A 14,791-nucleotide genomic window follows, 5' to 3' on the forward strand; every position below is an offset into this window, starting at 1 on the left:
TCCGGGAACGGACAAAGGACACCGGGAGGCAGGAATGGGCACGGCGGGAACGGGTGCGGAGCGCACGGTGACGGAAGCGGCGGGACCGGAGACGGCGGCGGGCGCGGGTACGGGTACGGGTGCCGGTACGGGTGTGGCCGGGACGGACGGCGCGGACCGCAGGACCGCCCGGGGCACGGCCCGGGGCAGGCGGCGGCTGGCCGTGGGCGCCGGGGCCGCCGCCGTGCTGGTGCTGACGGGCGCGGGCGCGTGCGCCGCCGACCCGCCGGGCGCCGGGGCCGTGCTGCGGACCCTGGCCGCCGGCGCCGGCGTCGCGACCGCCACGGGGGCCGGGGACGACGGGGAGATCCCCGACGGCACCAAGCTGAGCCCCTTCGACACCGAGGCCCCGGCCGTGCGCAACCTCGACGCACCGCTGCTGGCCGCCCTGCGGCAGGCCGCCGGCGACGCGCAGGCCCAGGGCATCGCGATGACCGTCACCTCCGGCTGGCGCAGCAAGGCCTACCAGCAGCGGCTGCTGGACCGGGCGGTGACCAGGTACGGGAGCCTGGAGGCGGCCCGGCGGTTCGTCAACACACCGGACAAGTCCGCGCACGTCACCGGCAAGGCGGTGGACGTCGGCGCGACCGACGCCGACTACTGGCTGATCCAGCACGGCGCCCGGTACGGGCTGTGCCAGGTGTACACCAACGAGATCTGGCACTTCGAGCTGCGCACCGAGCCCGGCGGGACGTGCCCCGCGCAGTTGCCGGACGCCGCCGGGTGAGCGGGCGTGCGATGCCCCCCGCCGCGGTGCCCCCCGCCGCCGCGGCTGCTGCGGCGAATGCCGCTGCGAGTGCTGCTGCGCCTGCGGCGGACGGCCGTCCGGCTCGTCGGCGGCGCGCGGCGTCCCGGTGGCGGGCGGCGTCCCGGTGGCGGTCGGCGGCGCGGCCGTGGGCGGCTTGGCGGTCGGCCCGTCGGCGGCGCCCGGTGCCCCGGCGGCGGCGCCCGGTGCCCCGGTGGCGGCGCGGGTACGTGCCCGCCGCGTTGGGGCTGCTCGCCGCGCTCGCCCTGGCCGGCCACCGGCTGGTGCCGGACCTGGGCGTCGGCCTGGGGAGCCTGTGGGAGAGCGCCCTGCCCTGGAGCGGGCTGGTCGCGGCGGCCGTGCTGCTGTGCGCGGCGCTGCGCCGGGCGCCGGTGGCGGCCTGCGCGGGCGCGGTGGCGGCGGCGGTGTGGGCGGGCGCGTTCGGGCCGGTGCTGCTGTCCGGCGCGGTGCCGGCGGGCGGGGCGGGGCTGACCGTGGTCACCCACAACGTGAACGCCCACAACCCGGACCCGGCCGGCACCGCCCGCGCGCTGCTCGCCGCCCACCCGGACCTGGTCGCGCTGGAGGAGGTCACCGACGCCGCCCTGCCCGCCTACCGGGACGTGCTGGACCGGGCGCTGCCCCACCACGCCCGCACCGGCACCGTCGCGCTGTGGAGCCGCTACCCGGTGACGGACTCCCGGCGGCTGGTCATCGACCCCGGCTGGAACCGCTCCCTGCGGGCCGAAGTCCAGGCCCCCGGCGGGCCGTTGGCCGTCTACGTCGCGCACCTCGCGTCGGTGCGGCTGACCGCCGGCGGCTTCACCACCGCCCACCGCGACCGCGACCTCGCCGCCCTCGGCCGGGCCCTGGACGAGGAGCCGCTGCACCGGGTCGTCCTGCTGGGCGACCTCAACACCGCCGCCGACGACCACGCCCTCGCCCCGCTCACCCGCCGCCTCACCCCGGCCCGCACCGGCTTCGGCTTCACCTGGCCCGCCGCCTTCCCGCTGGCCCGCATCGACCACGTCCTCACCCGCGGCCTCCCGGCCGCCGGCACCTGGACCCTGCCCGCCACCCCCAGCGACCACCGGCCACTGGCGGCCCGCCTCGGAACGTAGCGGCGGGACGTAGCGGGGCGGGACGTAGCGGACCGGGACGCCTTCGCCGGAGGCCTCCCATACATCCCAACACCGGTTCCCCGGCGGGGAATCCGTAAAGATCACTCGATCCAGTGAGAGCCGGCGTCTCGGTGACGGTCCGCTGCCAGGATGACGATCATGACTTCTTCTCCCGCCCTGCCCGCACGCCAGATATACGACGCCCGCAGCGGTGATCGTCCGGGCAAGCTCGTCCTTCAGGACGGCGGCACCACCCAGGACGGCCCGGCCACCCGCGCCTACGAGAACCTCGGCATCGTGGCGGGCTTCTTCCAGGAGCAGTTCGGCCGCCGGTCCTACGACGGGCAGAACGCCGTCCTCAAGGCAGTCGTCCACGCCGGGACCGGCGGCAACGCGTACTGGGACGGTACGCACTTCAATTTCGCCGACGGTGACGCGAGCAAGGTCGGCGATCCCGCCACGGTGCTGGACGTGGTCGGCCACATGTACACCGAGGCCGTCATCCAGACCACCGCCGGCCTCGAGTTCTACGGGCAGTCCGGCGCGCTCCTCCTGTCGATCGCGGACGTCCTCGGTCTGCTCGTCAAGCAGAAGCACCTCGGGCAGACCGTCGACAAGGCCGACTGGCTCCTGGGCGTCGGCCTCTTCAAGGACAAGCCCGACACGGGCATCCGCTCGCTCAAGGACCCCTCCCTCCACAACCAGCCCGCCCACCTGCGGGACTACGACGACACCCCCTCCGACAACGGCGGCGTGCACACCAACTCCGGCATCCCCAACCACGCGTTCTACCTCCTCGCCACCGACCTCGGCGGCCAGGCATGGGAAGCGGCGGGCAGGATCTGGTACGCCGCCCTGACCCGGTACGCCGGCCAGGACACCGACTTCGCGGGCTTCGCGCAGGCCACCGCGGCCGCTGCCAAGGACCTCTTCGGCGACGACCACGCCCGCCGGGTCCAGGCGGCCTGGAAGTCCGTCGGCATCGACTGAGCCGTCCTCCCGCACACCGCGCTCGCGGCGGCCGAGCCGCACCGGGGGCGCGGGAACCGCGGCGCGCAGGAAGTCGGCCGGGCCGACTTCCTGCGCGCGCTCGCCCGGGGGTCGTCAGGCCAGCAGGTCGGACTGGAGGGTGACGACCTGGCGGAAGGGCGAGACGGGGACGCCGTCGGGGTTGGTCATGGTGATGACGGCCAGGACGTCGGCTGCGGAGAGGTAGGCGACGCGGGCGGTGGGGGCGCCCTTGGGGGCGTTCGTGGTCGACTCCATGGCGGTCAGCTCGATGCCGTCGACCGTGTCCCAGTTCTCGTGGTTGGTGCTCTTGGTGTCCGGGGCGGCCTTGGGACGCCCCTTGGAGCGCAGGGACGAGAAGGTGCCCCAGGACTCGCCGACGGAGGCGAAGCGCAGCAGCCGGATCTGGGTGCGGGTGCCGTCGGAGGCCGTCCACTCCCGGACGGTGGCCGCGCGGCAGGCGTTCTCCAGGAGGAGTTCGCGCAGCTTGGCCGGGTCCTGCTGCTCGGCGAGGATCGCGTCGCAGGGGACCCAGTCGGCGGTCGCGGCGGCGGCCGGGGACGCGGCGGGGGTGGCCGGGGCCGACGGGGAGCCGGTCGGCGAGGCGGCCGGGGACGCCGTCGGGGAGCCCGAGGAGGCGGGGCCCGCGGCGGGGGCCGGGAAGGTCGGCGCGGTCAGGGAGCCGCCGGCCTCCTTGGGGGCGGGCAGCAGCAGGTGGCGCAGGTCCGCGTAGTGCAGGGCCTTGCCCTTGGCGTTCGACGCGCTCTTGCCGGAGGGCAGCGGCGGCAGCGCCAGCGGCGGGAAGGTGTAGCGGCCGTCGCTCGCGGTGGCCAGGCCCGGGATGTCGGTGCGCTCGGGGGCGGTGACGGCCAGGGCGGTCCCGGTGCCGGCGAGGGCGAACACCAGGGCGGCGCTGCTCCAGCGCACCGCGGCCTTGCGGCGGCGGGCCCGGCGGGCCTCCTGCTCGGCGAGCTGCTCGGGCGTCAGGGCGGGCGCGGTGAACTCGACGGCCCCGATGGCCTCGGGGGCCCCGGGCGGCAGCGGCGGGGCCGCGGGTGCGGCCGGAGCCGGCGGGGCGGCCGGGGCTGCGGGCACGGCCGGCGGGAGCGGGTCCGACGCGGGCTGCGGCGGGGTGGCGTGGTCGGTCATACGGACGCTCCCGGGCGGGCGAGGCGGTCGAGCTGCAGGGTGAAGAGGGCGACGATCCTGTCCTTGGGCAGCGGCGCGACGCCCTCGGCGTTCATGACGACCAGGAGGTCGCCCTCGGCGGCCGAGCACTCCAGGTAGTCGATCGGCGCGGACGGCGGCGCGGGCATCAGGTAGCAGTGCGCCTCGGGGTGGCCCGGGATCGACGGGCCGATCCGGAAGAGGCCGGTGTCGCCGGTGAAGACCGCGGTGTACTCGTTGATCCGCTGCACTTCCTGCTGGTTGAACTGGCGCAGCTTCAGGCCGATCACCAGGTCGTCCCCGGCGGAGCGGTAGGTGCGCACGCCGGTGGCCTTGACGTGCATGCCCTCCCAGTAGGCGCGGAGCTTGTCGCGCTTGTCCTTGGGGATCTGCTGGAGTTCGGCGTCCAGCTGGGCGGACAGCTGCTCGCCGTTCAGCTCGGTGTCGTTGCCGTAGGAGCCGTCGTCCGGGCCGAGTTCGTAGCCGGCCGGGACGGGCAGCAGCAGGTCGCGCAGCGAGCCGAAGTGGCTGCCGTTGGACTTGGCGCCGTACGGGGTGGCGGTCGCGGTCGGGGCGGGCCCGGTGGTCGCGGTCGGGGCGGCGGCGGCAGCCGGGGCCGGGTCGTCGTACTGGGTCTTGATGATGCCGACGCCGATGACGACGCCGACCAGCGCGGCCGCGGCCGTCGCGGCCCCCGCGCGCAGCAGCCGGCGCGAGCCGGGGTTCGGCACGTCGGGCCCGGGCGCGTCGGACTCGCCGCCGGCGGGGCCGGGCACGGGCCCGACGGCGGTCGCCGGGTCGACGGCGGGTATCGGCGCGGGCGTCGGCTCGGGCGCGGACCCGCCCGGCTGCTCGGTCACGGTGTCGTCGTTCATCCCAGCCGCTCCCACTGCCGCTTGGCGAGGTCCTTGAGGGTGTCGGGGTTCACCGGCTGGGCGCCGAAGACCTCGACCGTCATCTGCAGCGAGCCGCGCTTGGCGACGGCCTGGCCGTAGTAGTACTGCTCGGTGCTCTCGGCCCAGTGCCGGGCGGCGCTCTCCACCTTGTAGCCGCCGTTGGCGCCGGAGGCGGCGTCGGCGAACGGCTCCCAGATGACGGACTTCGCCTCGTCGGCGTGGTCCGTCGCGAACTGGAGCAGCGTGACGCGGAAGCGGGTGTCGTCCTTCTTCCAGTCCACCTCGGCCGCGCGCCGGAAACCGCGCGAGGTGAGGTCCTTGAACTTGAAGACGGAGTCGCCGGCCCGCTCGGCGACCTCGCCGACCGACAGCCAGCTCGGCTTGTCCGGGTAGTCGGCCCAGGGGGAGCTGCCCTCGGGGGCGGTGACCAGCAGCTTGGTCAGGTCGCCCTCGATGGACGGCGGCGCGGGCTGCTCGGCGATCAGGGCGGCCGGGTCGACCGTGTCGGCCGGGTAGGACGGGCGGGCGGCCTGCAGCGGCGGCAGCGGCGTGGGCGGGCGCTGGGCCTGCACGCCGTAGCCGACGCCGCCGCCGGCCAGCACTCCGACCACCAGGGCGCAGGCGGCCAGCAGGACCGGGCGGGGGCGGCGCGGGGCGCGGGGCGCGCGCTCGGGGCCGGCCGCCAGCAGGTCGCCCGGCGCGACGACGAACGGCTCGGCGAACGGCTCGTCGGCGAACGGTACGGCAGCGGACGGTGCCGCGAAAGGCGCGGCGGACGGCGCGGCGAACGGCTGGGCCGGCGGCGGGGCGGCGGGCGCGGGAGGGGCGGCGGGCGGCGGGGCGGCGGGCGCGGGAGGGGCGGCGGGCGCCGGGACCGGCTCCGCGGGTTCGGTGGTCACGGGTGCGGCTCCAGAGGAGGGAGGTGAGGGGTGGCGTCGGTGGACGGGCGGCGGCGCGCGTGGGCGCGGGGCTCAGCCGCCCGAGGCGAGCCAGTCGCGCTGGCGCTTCATCAGCTCGCTCAGCAGCGCCTTGTCGGGCGTCCCCTTCACGTCGACGTCGATCGTGTACTGGACGTCGCCCTGGCTGCCGATGCCGGTCATCGAGCCGGTGTACGCCTGCTGCTTGGGCGTCTTCAGGTAGCCGTGGGCACTGGGGTCGCCGTCGATGTCGATCGGGTCCAGCGACTTGACCTTGTAGCCCTTGACGAACTCGGTCGCCATCGCGGTGGAGCCGAAGTGCAGCAGGGTGACGGTCACCTCGGCCTTGCCGTCGGCGGTCCGGTACATCCGGGTCGCGCCCTCCTTGTAGCCGTAGGAGGCGAGGATGTCCTTGATGCCGTCCTGCTTGCCGAACACGTCGGCGACGTCCGCGTCGGTCATGGTCATCCCGTCCGCGGGCCCGTACGACTCGCCGCCGGCGGGGATCGGGAGCAGGAAGAAGCGCAGGTCGCCGCTGTGCTTGCCGCCGCTGACGGTGCCCTTGACGGTGCTGGCCGGGGCGGGCTCGGCCGGGGGCGGGGTCGGCACCGGGACGGGCTCGGGGGTGGGCGAGGCGCTCGCGGTGGGGCTCGGGGTCGCCGGCGGGGCGGTGACGGGGGCCGGGGCGGCGGCGGGACGGGCGTCGGGCTTGCCGACGGCGACGGTCACCGCGGCGCTGGCCGCCGTGACGGCGAGCAGGCCGGCGGTGGCCAGGGCGACGCCGACGGCGCGCGGCAGGCGGCGCGCGCCGGGCTGCGCGGCGGCGGGCTGCGGCGCGGCGGGCTGCGGTAGGGCGGCAGGCTCCTCGGCGAGAGCGGGCGCGGGCGCGGGCTCGGAGGCGGGCGCGGGCGGCTGGGCCGGTGCCGGAGGTCCGGCGGCGGCGCTCTCGTTCTCGGGCTCGGGCAAGGGATTCCCCCAGTGAAGAATGCGGAGTCTCCACGCGCGGGGCCCTCCTGGGAACCACTCCCCCGGCGGGTTCTCCGGACCGTCCGTCACGCGTGTCAGCAGGAATTATGAGAGTCGGCTGAGACCACTGCCAACAAAATCAATCACCGCACTCTCACCCAATGGCCGTGAACCGGACACGCCGTGATCTAACCGCAATGGGGCGCCGCCCCGGGTACGGGCAGGTAGGGGCGGGTGGGACGGGTGGGGACGGCCGGCGGGCCCGCCCCGGTGGCGCCCCGTCAGGCGGCGGGCCGGTCGCCGAAGGCGCGCCGGTAGGCGCCGGGGGTGGTGCCGAGGGCGGCCCGGAAGCGGCGGCGCAGGTTGACGGCGGAGGCGAGGCCGACCCGGGCGGCGACGGCCTCCACCGGCAGGTCGGTGCGTTCCAGCAGGGCCCGGGCGGCGTCGATGCGGCGGGCCAGCAGCCACTGGCCGGGGCTGGTGCCGAGTTGTTCGGCGAAGCGCCGGGCGAGGGTGCGGCCGGACATCCCGGCGCGGGCGGCGAGGTCCTCCACGGCCAGCCGCTCCCCCAGGCGCCGTTCGGCCCACTCCAGCAGCGGGGCCAGTGACTCGTCGGCCCGGGCCGGTTCCGGGGCGGCGGCGTACTGCAGCTGGCTGCCCTCGCGGTGCGGGGGCAGCACCATGTGCCGGGCGACCTGGGCGGCGTAGGCCGCGCCGTGGTCGCCGCGCAGCAGGTGCAGGCACAGGTCGATGCCCGCGCCGCTGCCGGCGCTGGTGGCGACGTCGCCGTGGTCGACGTACAGGACGTCCTGCTCCACTTTCAACGCGGGGTACTGGGCGGCGAGTTGGGCGGTCCGCCGCCAGTGGGTGGTGGCGCGGCGGCCGTCCAGCAGCCCGGCCTGGGCGAGGACGAAGGCACCGGTGCAGATGGAGACGATCCGGGCTCCGCGCGCGTGGGCGGCGCGCAGCGCGGCGAGGACGGCGTCCGGGGCCGGGGAGCCGGGCGGGTGCCAGCCGGGGACGACGACGGTGTCGGCCCGTTCCAGTGCCTCCAGGCCGTCCTCGACGAGCAGCGGGACGCCGAGGGTGGTGGGGACGGGGCCGGGTTCCGGGGTGCACAGGCCGAAGTCGTAGTGGGTGGCGAGTCCGGACCGTTCGGTGCCGAAGGCCTCGGCGGCGCAGGCGAGTTCGAAGGGCGACTGGGGTGCGCCGAGCAGGGCCACGACCCGGTGGCGGCGGGCGGCGCCGGGGGCGGGACCGTCGGGGGCGGGGGTGTCGGTAGCGTCCGGGGCGTCGGGGGCGTCGGGGGCGGCTGCGGCGCTCATGGCAGGAATGTACCTGAGGATGTCTTTCCGGACACTGGGGCGGCGGGGGCGGTCGCGGACACAGTGGGGGCATGGAGAACAGCAGCGGAACGGAACTCAAGACGTCGGTCCTGGTCGAGGAGGTGGAGGCGGTCGAGGTCGGGCCCGGGGTGGTGCGGCGCAGGCTGGTGCGCACCGGGCACGCGCGCGGCTGGGTGGTCGACTTCGCGCCGGGCAGCCAGTGGCCGGTGGTCGACCTGCACGCCACCGAGGAGCGGTACTTCGTGCTGAGCGGGGAGGTGATCGAGGGCGAGGAGCGGCACCCGGCGGGCAGCTACGTGGTGTTCGCGCCGGGCAGCAGCCACCGGCCGCGCAGCGAGAGCGGCGCGCGGATCCTGGGGATCACCGTGCTGGAGGGCCGCCCGGAGGACGGCGTGTGACGATGTCGCGGTCGCGTCACCGCTCGGCACGGAAACCGGCCCGGGGGTGTGCCCCGCCCCCGGCCGGAGCACCATCGGCGGGGGCGGCCGGACCACCGGGGGAGGCCGGGCCCACGGGGGAGGGCGGCGGGGTGACGGGCAGTGGGCGGACGGGCGGCGGCGGGCGGACGGGCGGCGGGCGGACGGCCGCCGTGCCGACGGCGGTGGCCGCGGCAGCGGTGGCGGTGCTGGCGGTCGCGGGCGGGGCGGCGGTGTGGGCGGGGTCGCAGGACGAGCCGGTGACCCCCGCCCTGTCGTGGGTGTGCGCCGTCGCGGGGGCGGCCGGCCTGGCCGCCTCGGCGGTGCTGCGCCGGGAGGACGCGGGGGGCAGGTACGCGGGGACCGGTGTGCGGGTGGCGGGGTTCCTGCTGCTCGTGCTGGTCACGGTGTTCCTGGCGGCGCAGGTCGCGCTGACCGTGCGGTCCCGGCTGCACGAGCCGCGCAGCGTGCCGGCCACCGTGACGCACTGCCGGGTGACGGGCCAGGTGCCGGTGGAGGGCGGCGGCCTGGGCGCGAAGACGTACGCCTGCACCTTCCGCTGGAGCGTCGACGGGCGGGAGTCCAGCGCGGAGCGCCCGGAGGGGCCGTACCCGGAGGGGAAGGAGGCCCGGGTGTGGCTGGACGACGACGGGCGGATGTCCACCGGCCGGCCGTCCCTGGGGTCGGTGCTGGTGTTCGGCGTCCCGGCCCTGTTCTCGCTGGCCGGCACGATGTTCCTGGGCGGCTGGCTGCTCACGGACGCGCGCACGGCGGCGGGGCGGCGCTGAGGGGTGCGGCGGGCGTCCTCGCCGAGGGGTGCGGCGGGCGTCCTCGCCGAGGGGTGCGGCGGGCGTCCTCGCCGAGGGGCAGTCAACGGATACAGGCAATCGATCGACATATGCCGTTCGACTGCCTATTGTGGGCGGTGCGGTGGCCGCCGTGCCGCCGCGCTCCCGAACCGTGCGCGAGAGGACCGCCGTGCCCCGACTCCCCCGTACAGCAAGCACATTCGCCCTCGGCGCAGCCGCCGTCGTGACGCTGACGCTGGCCGTGCCGCCCGCCCTGGCGCTTCCGGCGGCGGGCGCGCCCACCCCGGACGCGGACCCGGTCCCGGCCCTGGTGGCCGGGCGCGACACCGCCGCCCCGCAGCTGGTCACCGGCCTGTCCGAAGCGGCCCCCGGCGATCCGGCCGCCGCCGCCCTGGCGCACCTCGCCGCCCACCCCGACCGCTACCGCATCGACACCGGCGAGCTGGCCGCACTCGGCTCCAGCGCGGGCCCCGACGGGCGGCGCACCGTCAGGTTCGAGCAGCGCCACGGCGGGATACCGGTGCTCGGCGGCCAGTACCTGGTGCACCTGTCCGGCCAGGGCGCCGGGCAGCGGGTGCAGTCGGCGGGCGGGCGGTACTTCACCGGGCTGAACGCCCCCACCACCGCCACCGTGCCCGCCGAGGCCCTGCGGCAGGCGGCCCTCGCCGCCCTCCCCGCCCTCCCCGGCCCGCAGGCCCCAGCGGCCCCGGCCGCCGCCAACGCGACCGGCGCGACCGGCGCGACCGCCGAGGACCACGGCCCGGTGATCCTGCCCGGCGGCGGCGGGCGCCTCACCGAGCACTACACCGTGCGCGCGGCGGCCCCCGGCACCTCCCGGGAGGTGTACGTCGACGCCACCACCGGCGCGGTCGCCCTCGCCCACGACGCCCGCGCGCCCCGCCCGGCGAGCGCGCCCGGCTCCGCGACGGCGACCGGCCCGGGCGCCGCCGCCCAGGCCCCCGCCGACCCGGCCGGAGTGCTCCAGCCCGCCACCGGCACCGCCCCCGACGCCCACGGCCGCGCCACCGCGCTGAACATCGCCAAGCGGGCGGACGGCGGCTACCAGCTCACCGACCTCACCCGCCCCGCCGCCGTCACCACCTACGACGCCGCCGGCCGCGACGCCGCCGACTTCGACAAGCGGATGCCGGCCGACGCCGTCCCCGCTTCCTCCCCCACGCCCGACTTCCCCGCCGCCACCGGCGACCACGGCGCCACCGACGCGCACGTCAACGCCGGTCTCGTGTACGACTTCTACCGCGACCGGCTCGGCCGCGACGGCCTGGACGGCCAGGGCGGGCCGATCGTCTCCGTGGTCGACGTGAGCGACGGCGGCAGCCCGTTCCCGAACGCGTTCTGGGACGGCAGCAAGATGATCTACGGCACAGGACCCGGCTACTACCCGTTCTCCGCCGCCCTGGACGTGGCCGGGCACGAGATGACCCACGCCGTCGTCGAGCACACCGCCAAGCTGCTCTACCTCGGCCAGTCCGGCGCCATGGACGAGGCCATCGCCGACTACTTCGGCAACGCCGTGGAGGTCACCGCCCGCGGCCTGGCCATGGACGACCCCGCCGCCGCGCTGCTCGGCGAGGGCCTGTGCCGCACCGGCACCCCGCAGGCCTGCTCCCAGCGCCGCCTGGACGACCACCGCACCACCACCGCCGACTACCTGGGCACCCGCTACGAGATCGACTCGGGCGGGGTCCACCTCAACTCCACCATCTTCGGCGGCGCGCTGTGGGACATCCGGCGCACCCTCGACCCGCTCACCGCCGACCGCGTCGTCTACCACGCGCTCGCCGACTACCTCACCTCGACGGACGACTTCCTCGCCGGCCGTGACGCGGTCCTCGCCGCCGGCCGCGACCAGGGCCTCAGCCGGGGCCAACTGCGCACCCTGGCAGCCGCGTTCGACGCCCACGGGATCCGCCCCGGCTGGCAGCAGCGGCTCGGCACCGACAGCCGCACCCTGCTGAGGAACGTCTCCAACGGCCAGGCCTCCCCGGCCGTCGCGCGCGGCCACTGGGTGGTCCTCGGCGACGGCGACGCCGGCACCGGCCTGTACACCGGCACCGTCGACGGGCGCGGCACCCCCGTACGCCTCAGCCCCGAGGACGGCCGCACCCACAGCTGGGCCGCCACTGACGGCACCAACGCCGTGTGGACGGCCATGGGCGGCCCCCAGGGCACCGGCCAGGACGTGCTGACCGCCCCGCTCAGCGGCGCCGGCCCCGTCCGCAGCCTCCTGCACTCCGCCACCGGGCAGTTGAGCAGCGCCCGGATCTCCGGCCCGGACATCGTCTTCACCGCCACCGAGCGCGGCGGCTCACCCCGGCCGTACCTGAGCCACGACGGCGGCGCCCCGGTCGCGCTCCCGCTGCCCGAGGGGCACGGGGTGTCCGAACTGACCCTCAAGGACGGCCTGGTGGGCTGGACCGAGACCTGGCAGGACGGCGAGCGGCGGGTGACCGTACCGACCCTCTACTCCGTCGCCACCGGGCAGGTCACCGCCCGCTACCCCGACCACGCCCCGGCCGGCTCCGGCCCGAGCGACGCCGGCTCCCTCACCCTGGCCGGCGGGCGCCTGCTGTGGGTGGACCTCCCCACCGAGCCCACCGCGCGCGCCACGATCCGCTCCGCCGCCCTCGACGGCTCGGGCATCGTCGACCTGCTGGCCGCCGGCTCCCCGCAGGCCCCCCGCTACACCCGCCTCACCGCCTCCGACCAGGCCGTCACCTACCGGTACGAGAGCACCCGGCCCGCCGGCGGCTGGACCAACGCCGCCCTGCCCAAGCTGTGGCAGGTCCCGCTCGCCGGCGGCGCCCCGCAGCGCCTGTCCTGCAACCGCGGCGGCCAGTACGACGCCGCCGCCGACCAGGGCACCCGGGTCCTGTGGCTCGACGCCACCACCGGCCCCACCCGTCTGTCAACTGTGCCGCTGGTGACGGGTGTTCCGGGCCACCGCCTCAGGCGTCCTCGGCGTCGAGCAGGGCCAGGACCTCGCGCACGGCCACCCGTCCGGCCATCCGGAACGAGTACTCGCGCGATTCCATGTCGTGCACGTGGGTGTGGCGCACCACCACCGCCAGCGCCACCGCCCGCCCCGGCGCCAGCTCGGCCAGTTCCTCGCGCATCCCCTCGGCCAGCGCCGCGTGGTAGTCCGCCAGCTTCCGCGGGGTCGGGCTGCCGGTCACCGTGGCGTCCGGGGCCACCTCCAGGCGCAGGCCCTCATCCCCGGGCTCGAAGTCCGCGACGACGAACGCGACATCGCCCGGACCGGTCGTCTGGCGGACGTAGCGGGCCCGCACCCCGCGCACCGGGCGGGGCGGGAAGGGTGCCGCCGGTCCCCCGGCCACCGGGTGCCCCGCCATCAGGAGTACTCGATCTCCACCGAGGTGACCGCCACGTCCTGCACAGGGCGGTCGTCCTCGGTGGGGGTGGTGGCGATCGCGTCGACCACGGCCTTGGACGCCGCGTCGGCGACCTGGCCGAAGATGGTGTGCCGGCGGTTGAGGTGGGCCGGGGTGCCGACCGTGATGAAGAACTGCGAACCGTTCGTGCCCGGGCCGGAGTTGGCCATGGCCAGCAGGTACGGCTTGGTGAAGAACAGCTCCGGGTGGAACTCGTCCGCGAAGGCGTAGCCCGGGCCGCCGGTGCCGGTGCCGGTCGGGTCGCCGCCCTGGATCATGAAGCCCGCGATCACCCGGTGGAACAGCGTGCCGTCGTAGTACGGGCCGCTGCCCGGCTCGCCGGTACGCGGGTCGGTGTACTCCCGGGTGCCCTCGGCGAGTTCCGTGAAGTTGCGGACCGTCTTCGGCGCGTGGAACGGGAACAGTTCCAGGCGGATCGGGCCCGCCGTGGTGTGCAGGGTGGCGAAGCGGGCAGTGGCCACGGACGGCTCCTCGGGTGCGGCTGGTGCGGTGGTATTGGTGCGGTGGTGTTGGTGCGCTGATCAGGAAGATCGGCTACGGCATCCTGGCACAGCCCGGGGGTTCGCGGACGGACCGGGTGGAAGGATCCCCTACGGGAATGCTCGGGATGGAACGTCCGCGAGGACACGGCGGAGAGGCAGGGAGTGGCCATGGTGGTCGGCGCGGTGCTGATCGGCGTACTGGTAGTGGTCCTGGTCGGATGCGGGTGCGTGGTGTGGTCCGACCGGGGCGGGCCGCCCTGGGCGCGCACGGTCGGGAACCTCACGGTCCGCGCCGGGGACGCGCTGCGCGGCTACTACCGGCGCAACCGGCGCGGCGGCTGACACCGGGGCACGGCGGACGACACCGGGGCGCGGCGGGCGGCGAACGGCCCCGGGCGGTGGCGCCCCCGGCTGCCCGCCGTCGGCTGCCGTCGGCTGCCCGTCGCCCCTGACGGAGGGCCGGATAGGGTGTCGCGGATGAGCTTCCATCTCGTCGTCGGACACGGGCCCGCCGGGGCCGCCACCGCCCGTCTGCTCGCCGGGCAGGGGCACGAGGTCCGGGTCGCCACCCGCTCCGGAGGCACCGGCCACCGGCCCGTCGAGGGCGTCCGGCACCTCGCCCTCGACGCGAGCGACCCCGCCGCCCTGGCCCGGGCCGCCCGCGGCGCCGTCGCGATCCACGGCTGCGCCGCGCCGCCGCTGCACCGGTGGGCCGCGCTCTGGCCCGCCCTGGCGGCCTCGCTGTGCGCGGCGGCCGAGGAGAGCGGCGCGGTGCTGGTCATGCTCGGCAACCTGTACGGCTACGGGCCGCTGCCGGACCCTCGGCGTCCGCTCACCGAGGACCTGCCGCTCGCCGCGACCGGCCCCAAGGGGCGGGTCCGGGCGGCGGCCTGGGAGCAGGCGCGGGCGCTGCACGAGGCCGGGCGGATCCGGGCCGTGGAGGTGCGCGCCTCGGACTTCTTCGGCCCAGGCGTCACCGAGGGCGGCCATCTGGCCGCGCGGGTGCTGCCGAAGCTGCTCAAGGGCCGCCCGGTCGCCGCCCTCGGCGACCCGGACGCCCCGCACAGCTGGACCTACCTGCCGGACGTGGCACGGGCGTTGGCCGAGGTCGCGGGCGAGGAGCGGGCCTGGGGCCGGGCCTGGCACGTGCCCACCGCCCCCGCCGCTTCGGTGCGGACGATGGTCGGGCTGCTGGCCGCCGAGGCCGGCACCGCCCCGGTCGCGGTGCGCCGGCTGTCCCCCGTCCTGCTGGGCGCGGCCGGGCTGTTCTCCCCGCTGCTGCGCGAACTGCGGGAGACGCGCTACCAGTTCGACCGGCCGTTCACCGTGGACGCCTCCGCGTACGAGGCGCGCTTCGCGGTGCGGGCGACCCCGCTGGAGGAGCAGGTCACGGCGACGGTCGCGTGGTGGCGCGAGCGGCTGCCGTCCTGACGGGGTCGGTGCGC

Annotated in this window: 13 protein-coding genes and 1 pseudogene; 8 read left to right on the top strand and 6 right to left on the bottom strand. The window is 76.6% G+C overall.

The window, feature by feature from the left end; genetic code table 11:
- The first annotated feature begins 34 nt into the window (after positions 1-34).
- From ACFQ6N_RS07060 to ACFQ6N_RS07070, 3 genes are all read left to right on the top strand, one after another.
- Positions 35-766 (top strand): M15 family metallopeptidase, encoded by a 732-nt coding sequence (locus ACFQ6N_RS07060; protein WP_380647451.1) that lies wholly within the window; start codon positions 35-37, stop codon positions 764-766.
- 248 nt (positions 767-1,014) lie between these two features.
- The gene (locus ACFQ6N_RS07065; protein ID WP_380647452.1) at positions 1,015-1,905 is read left to right on the top strand and encodes an endonuclease/exonuclease/phosphatase family protein; all 891 of its coding nucleotides are present in this window, start codon (positions 1,015-1,017) and stop codon (positions 1,903-1,905) included.
- 159 nt (positions 1,906-2,064) lie between these two features.
- Entirely contained in the window at positions 2,065-2,895 is an 831-nt protein-coding gene (locus ACFQ6N_RS07070; RefSeq protein ID WP_380647453.1) for a M4 family metallopeptidase, read from the top strand.
- Positions 2,896-3,009: 114 nt separating this feature from the next.
- Here the strand turns inward: ACFQ6N_RS07070 and ACFQ6N_RS07075 are convergent, their stop codons facing one another.
- The 5 genes from ACFQ6N_RS07075 to ACFQ6N_RS07095 form a co-directional block, all read right to left on the bottom strand.
- Positions 3,010-4,062 (bottom strand): hypothetical protein, encoded by a 1,053-nt coding sequence (locus ACFQ6N_RS07075; RefSeq protein WP_380647454.1) that lies wholly within the window; start codon positions 4,060-4,062, stop codon positions 3,010-3,012.
- Positions 4,059-4,955, bottom strand: coding sequence for a hypothetical protein (locus ACFQ6N_RS07080; protein ID WP_380647455.1), 897 nt, complete (start codon positions 4,953-4,955; stop codon positions 4,059-4,061). Before ACFQ6N_RS07080 ends, ACFQ6N_RS07075 begins: the two co-directional genes overlap by 4 nt.
- On the bottom strand, positions 4,952-5,875 hold the full coding sequence (locus ACFQ6N_RS07085; protein ID WP_380647456.1) for a hypothetical protein: 924 nt from the start codon (positions 5,873-5,875) through the stop codon (positions 4,952-4,954). Before ACFQ6N_RS07085 ends, ACFQ6N_RS07080 begins: the two co-directional genes overlap by 4 nt.
- Positions 5,876-5,947: 72 nt before the next feature.
- Positions 5,948-6,859 carry a hypothetical protein gene (locus ACFQ6N_RS07090; protein WP_380647457.1) on the bottom strand — a complete coding sequence of 304 codons (912 nt, stop codon included), beginning with the start codon at positions 6,857-6,859 and terminating at the stop codon, positions 5,948-5,950.
- Between the two features lie 281 nt (positions 6,860-7,140).
- Positions 7,141-8,184 (bottom strand): GlxA family transcriptional regulator, encoded by a 1,044-nt coding sequence (locus ACFQ6N_RS07095; protein WP_380647458.1) that lies wholly within the window; start codon positions 8,182-8,184, stop codon positions 7,141-7,143.
- Positions 8,185-8,255: 71 nt separating this feature from the next.
- Here ACFQ6N_RS07095 and ACFQ6N_RS07100 point away from each other — a divergent pair, with 71 nt between their 5' ends.
- The 3 genes and pseudogenes from ACFQ6N_RS07100 to ACFQ6N_RS07110 all read left to right on the top strand — a co-directional run.
- Positions 8,256-8,603 (top strand): cupin domain-containing protein, encoded by a 348-nt coding sequence (locus ACFQ6N_RS07100; protein WP_380647459.1) that lies wholly within the window; start codon positions 8,256-8,258, stop codon positions 8,601-8,603.
- A gap of 131 nt (positions 8,604-8,734) precedes the next feature.
- Positions 8,735-9,409, top strand: coding sequence for a hypothetical protein (locus tag ACFQ6N_RS07105; RefSeq protein WP_380647460.1), 675 nt, complete (start codon positions 8,735-8,737; stop codon positions 9,407-9,409).
- 331 nt (positions 9,410-9,740) lie between these two features.
- A pseudogene (locus ACFQ6N_RS07110) lies at positions 9,741-11,348 on the top strand (M4 family metallopeptidase); the annotation flags it as partial.
- A 1,455-nt stretch (positions 11,349-12,803) separates the two neighbouring features.
- Here ACFQ6N_RS07110 and ACFQ6N_RS07115 read toward each other — a convergent pair.
- Complete coding sequence (locus ACFQ6N_RS07115) at positions 12,804-13,325, bottom strand: peptidylprolyl isomerase (RefSeq protein ID WP_380647562.1); 522 nt, start codon at positions 13,323-13,325, stop codon at positions 12,804-12,806.
- A gap of 189 nt (positions 13,326-13,514) precedes the next feature.
- On the opposite strand from ACFQ6N_RS07115, the gene ACFQ6N_RS07120 reads away from it, so the two are divergent.
- Both ACFQ6N_RS07120 and ACFQ6N_RS07125 read left to right on the top strand, forming a co-directional pair.
- Entirely contained in the window at positions 13,515-13,688 is a 174-nt protein-coding gene (locus tag ACFQ6N_RS07120) for a hypothetical protein (RefSeq protein ID WP_380647461.1), read from the top strand.
- A gap of 135 nt (positions 13,689-13,823) precedes the next feature.
- Positions 13,824-14,777, top strand: coding sequence for an NAD-dependent epimerase/dehydratase family protein (locus tag ACFQ6N_RS07125; protein WP_380647462.1), 954 nt, complete (start codon positions 13,824-13,826; stop codon positions 14,775-14,777).
- Positions 14,778-14,791 lie beyond the last annotated feature (14 nt).

This window comes from Kitasatospora sp. NPDC056446 (genome assembly GCF_042796115.1).
Classification (GTDB): domain Bacteria; phylum Actinomycetota; class Actinomycetes; order Streptomycetales; family Streptomycetaceae; genus Kitasatospora.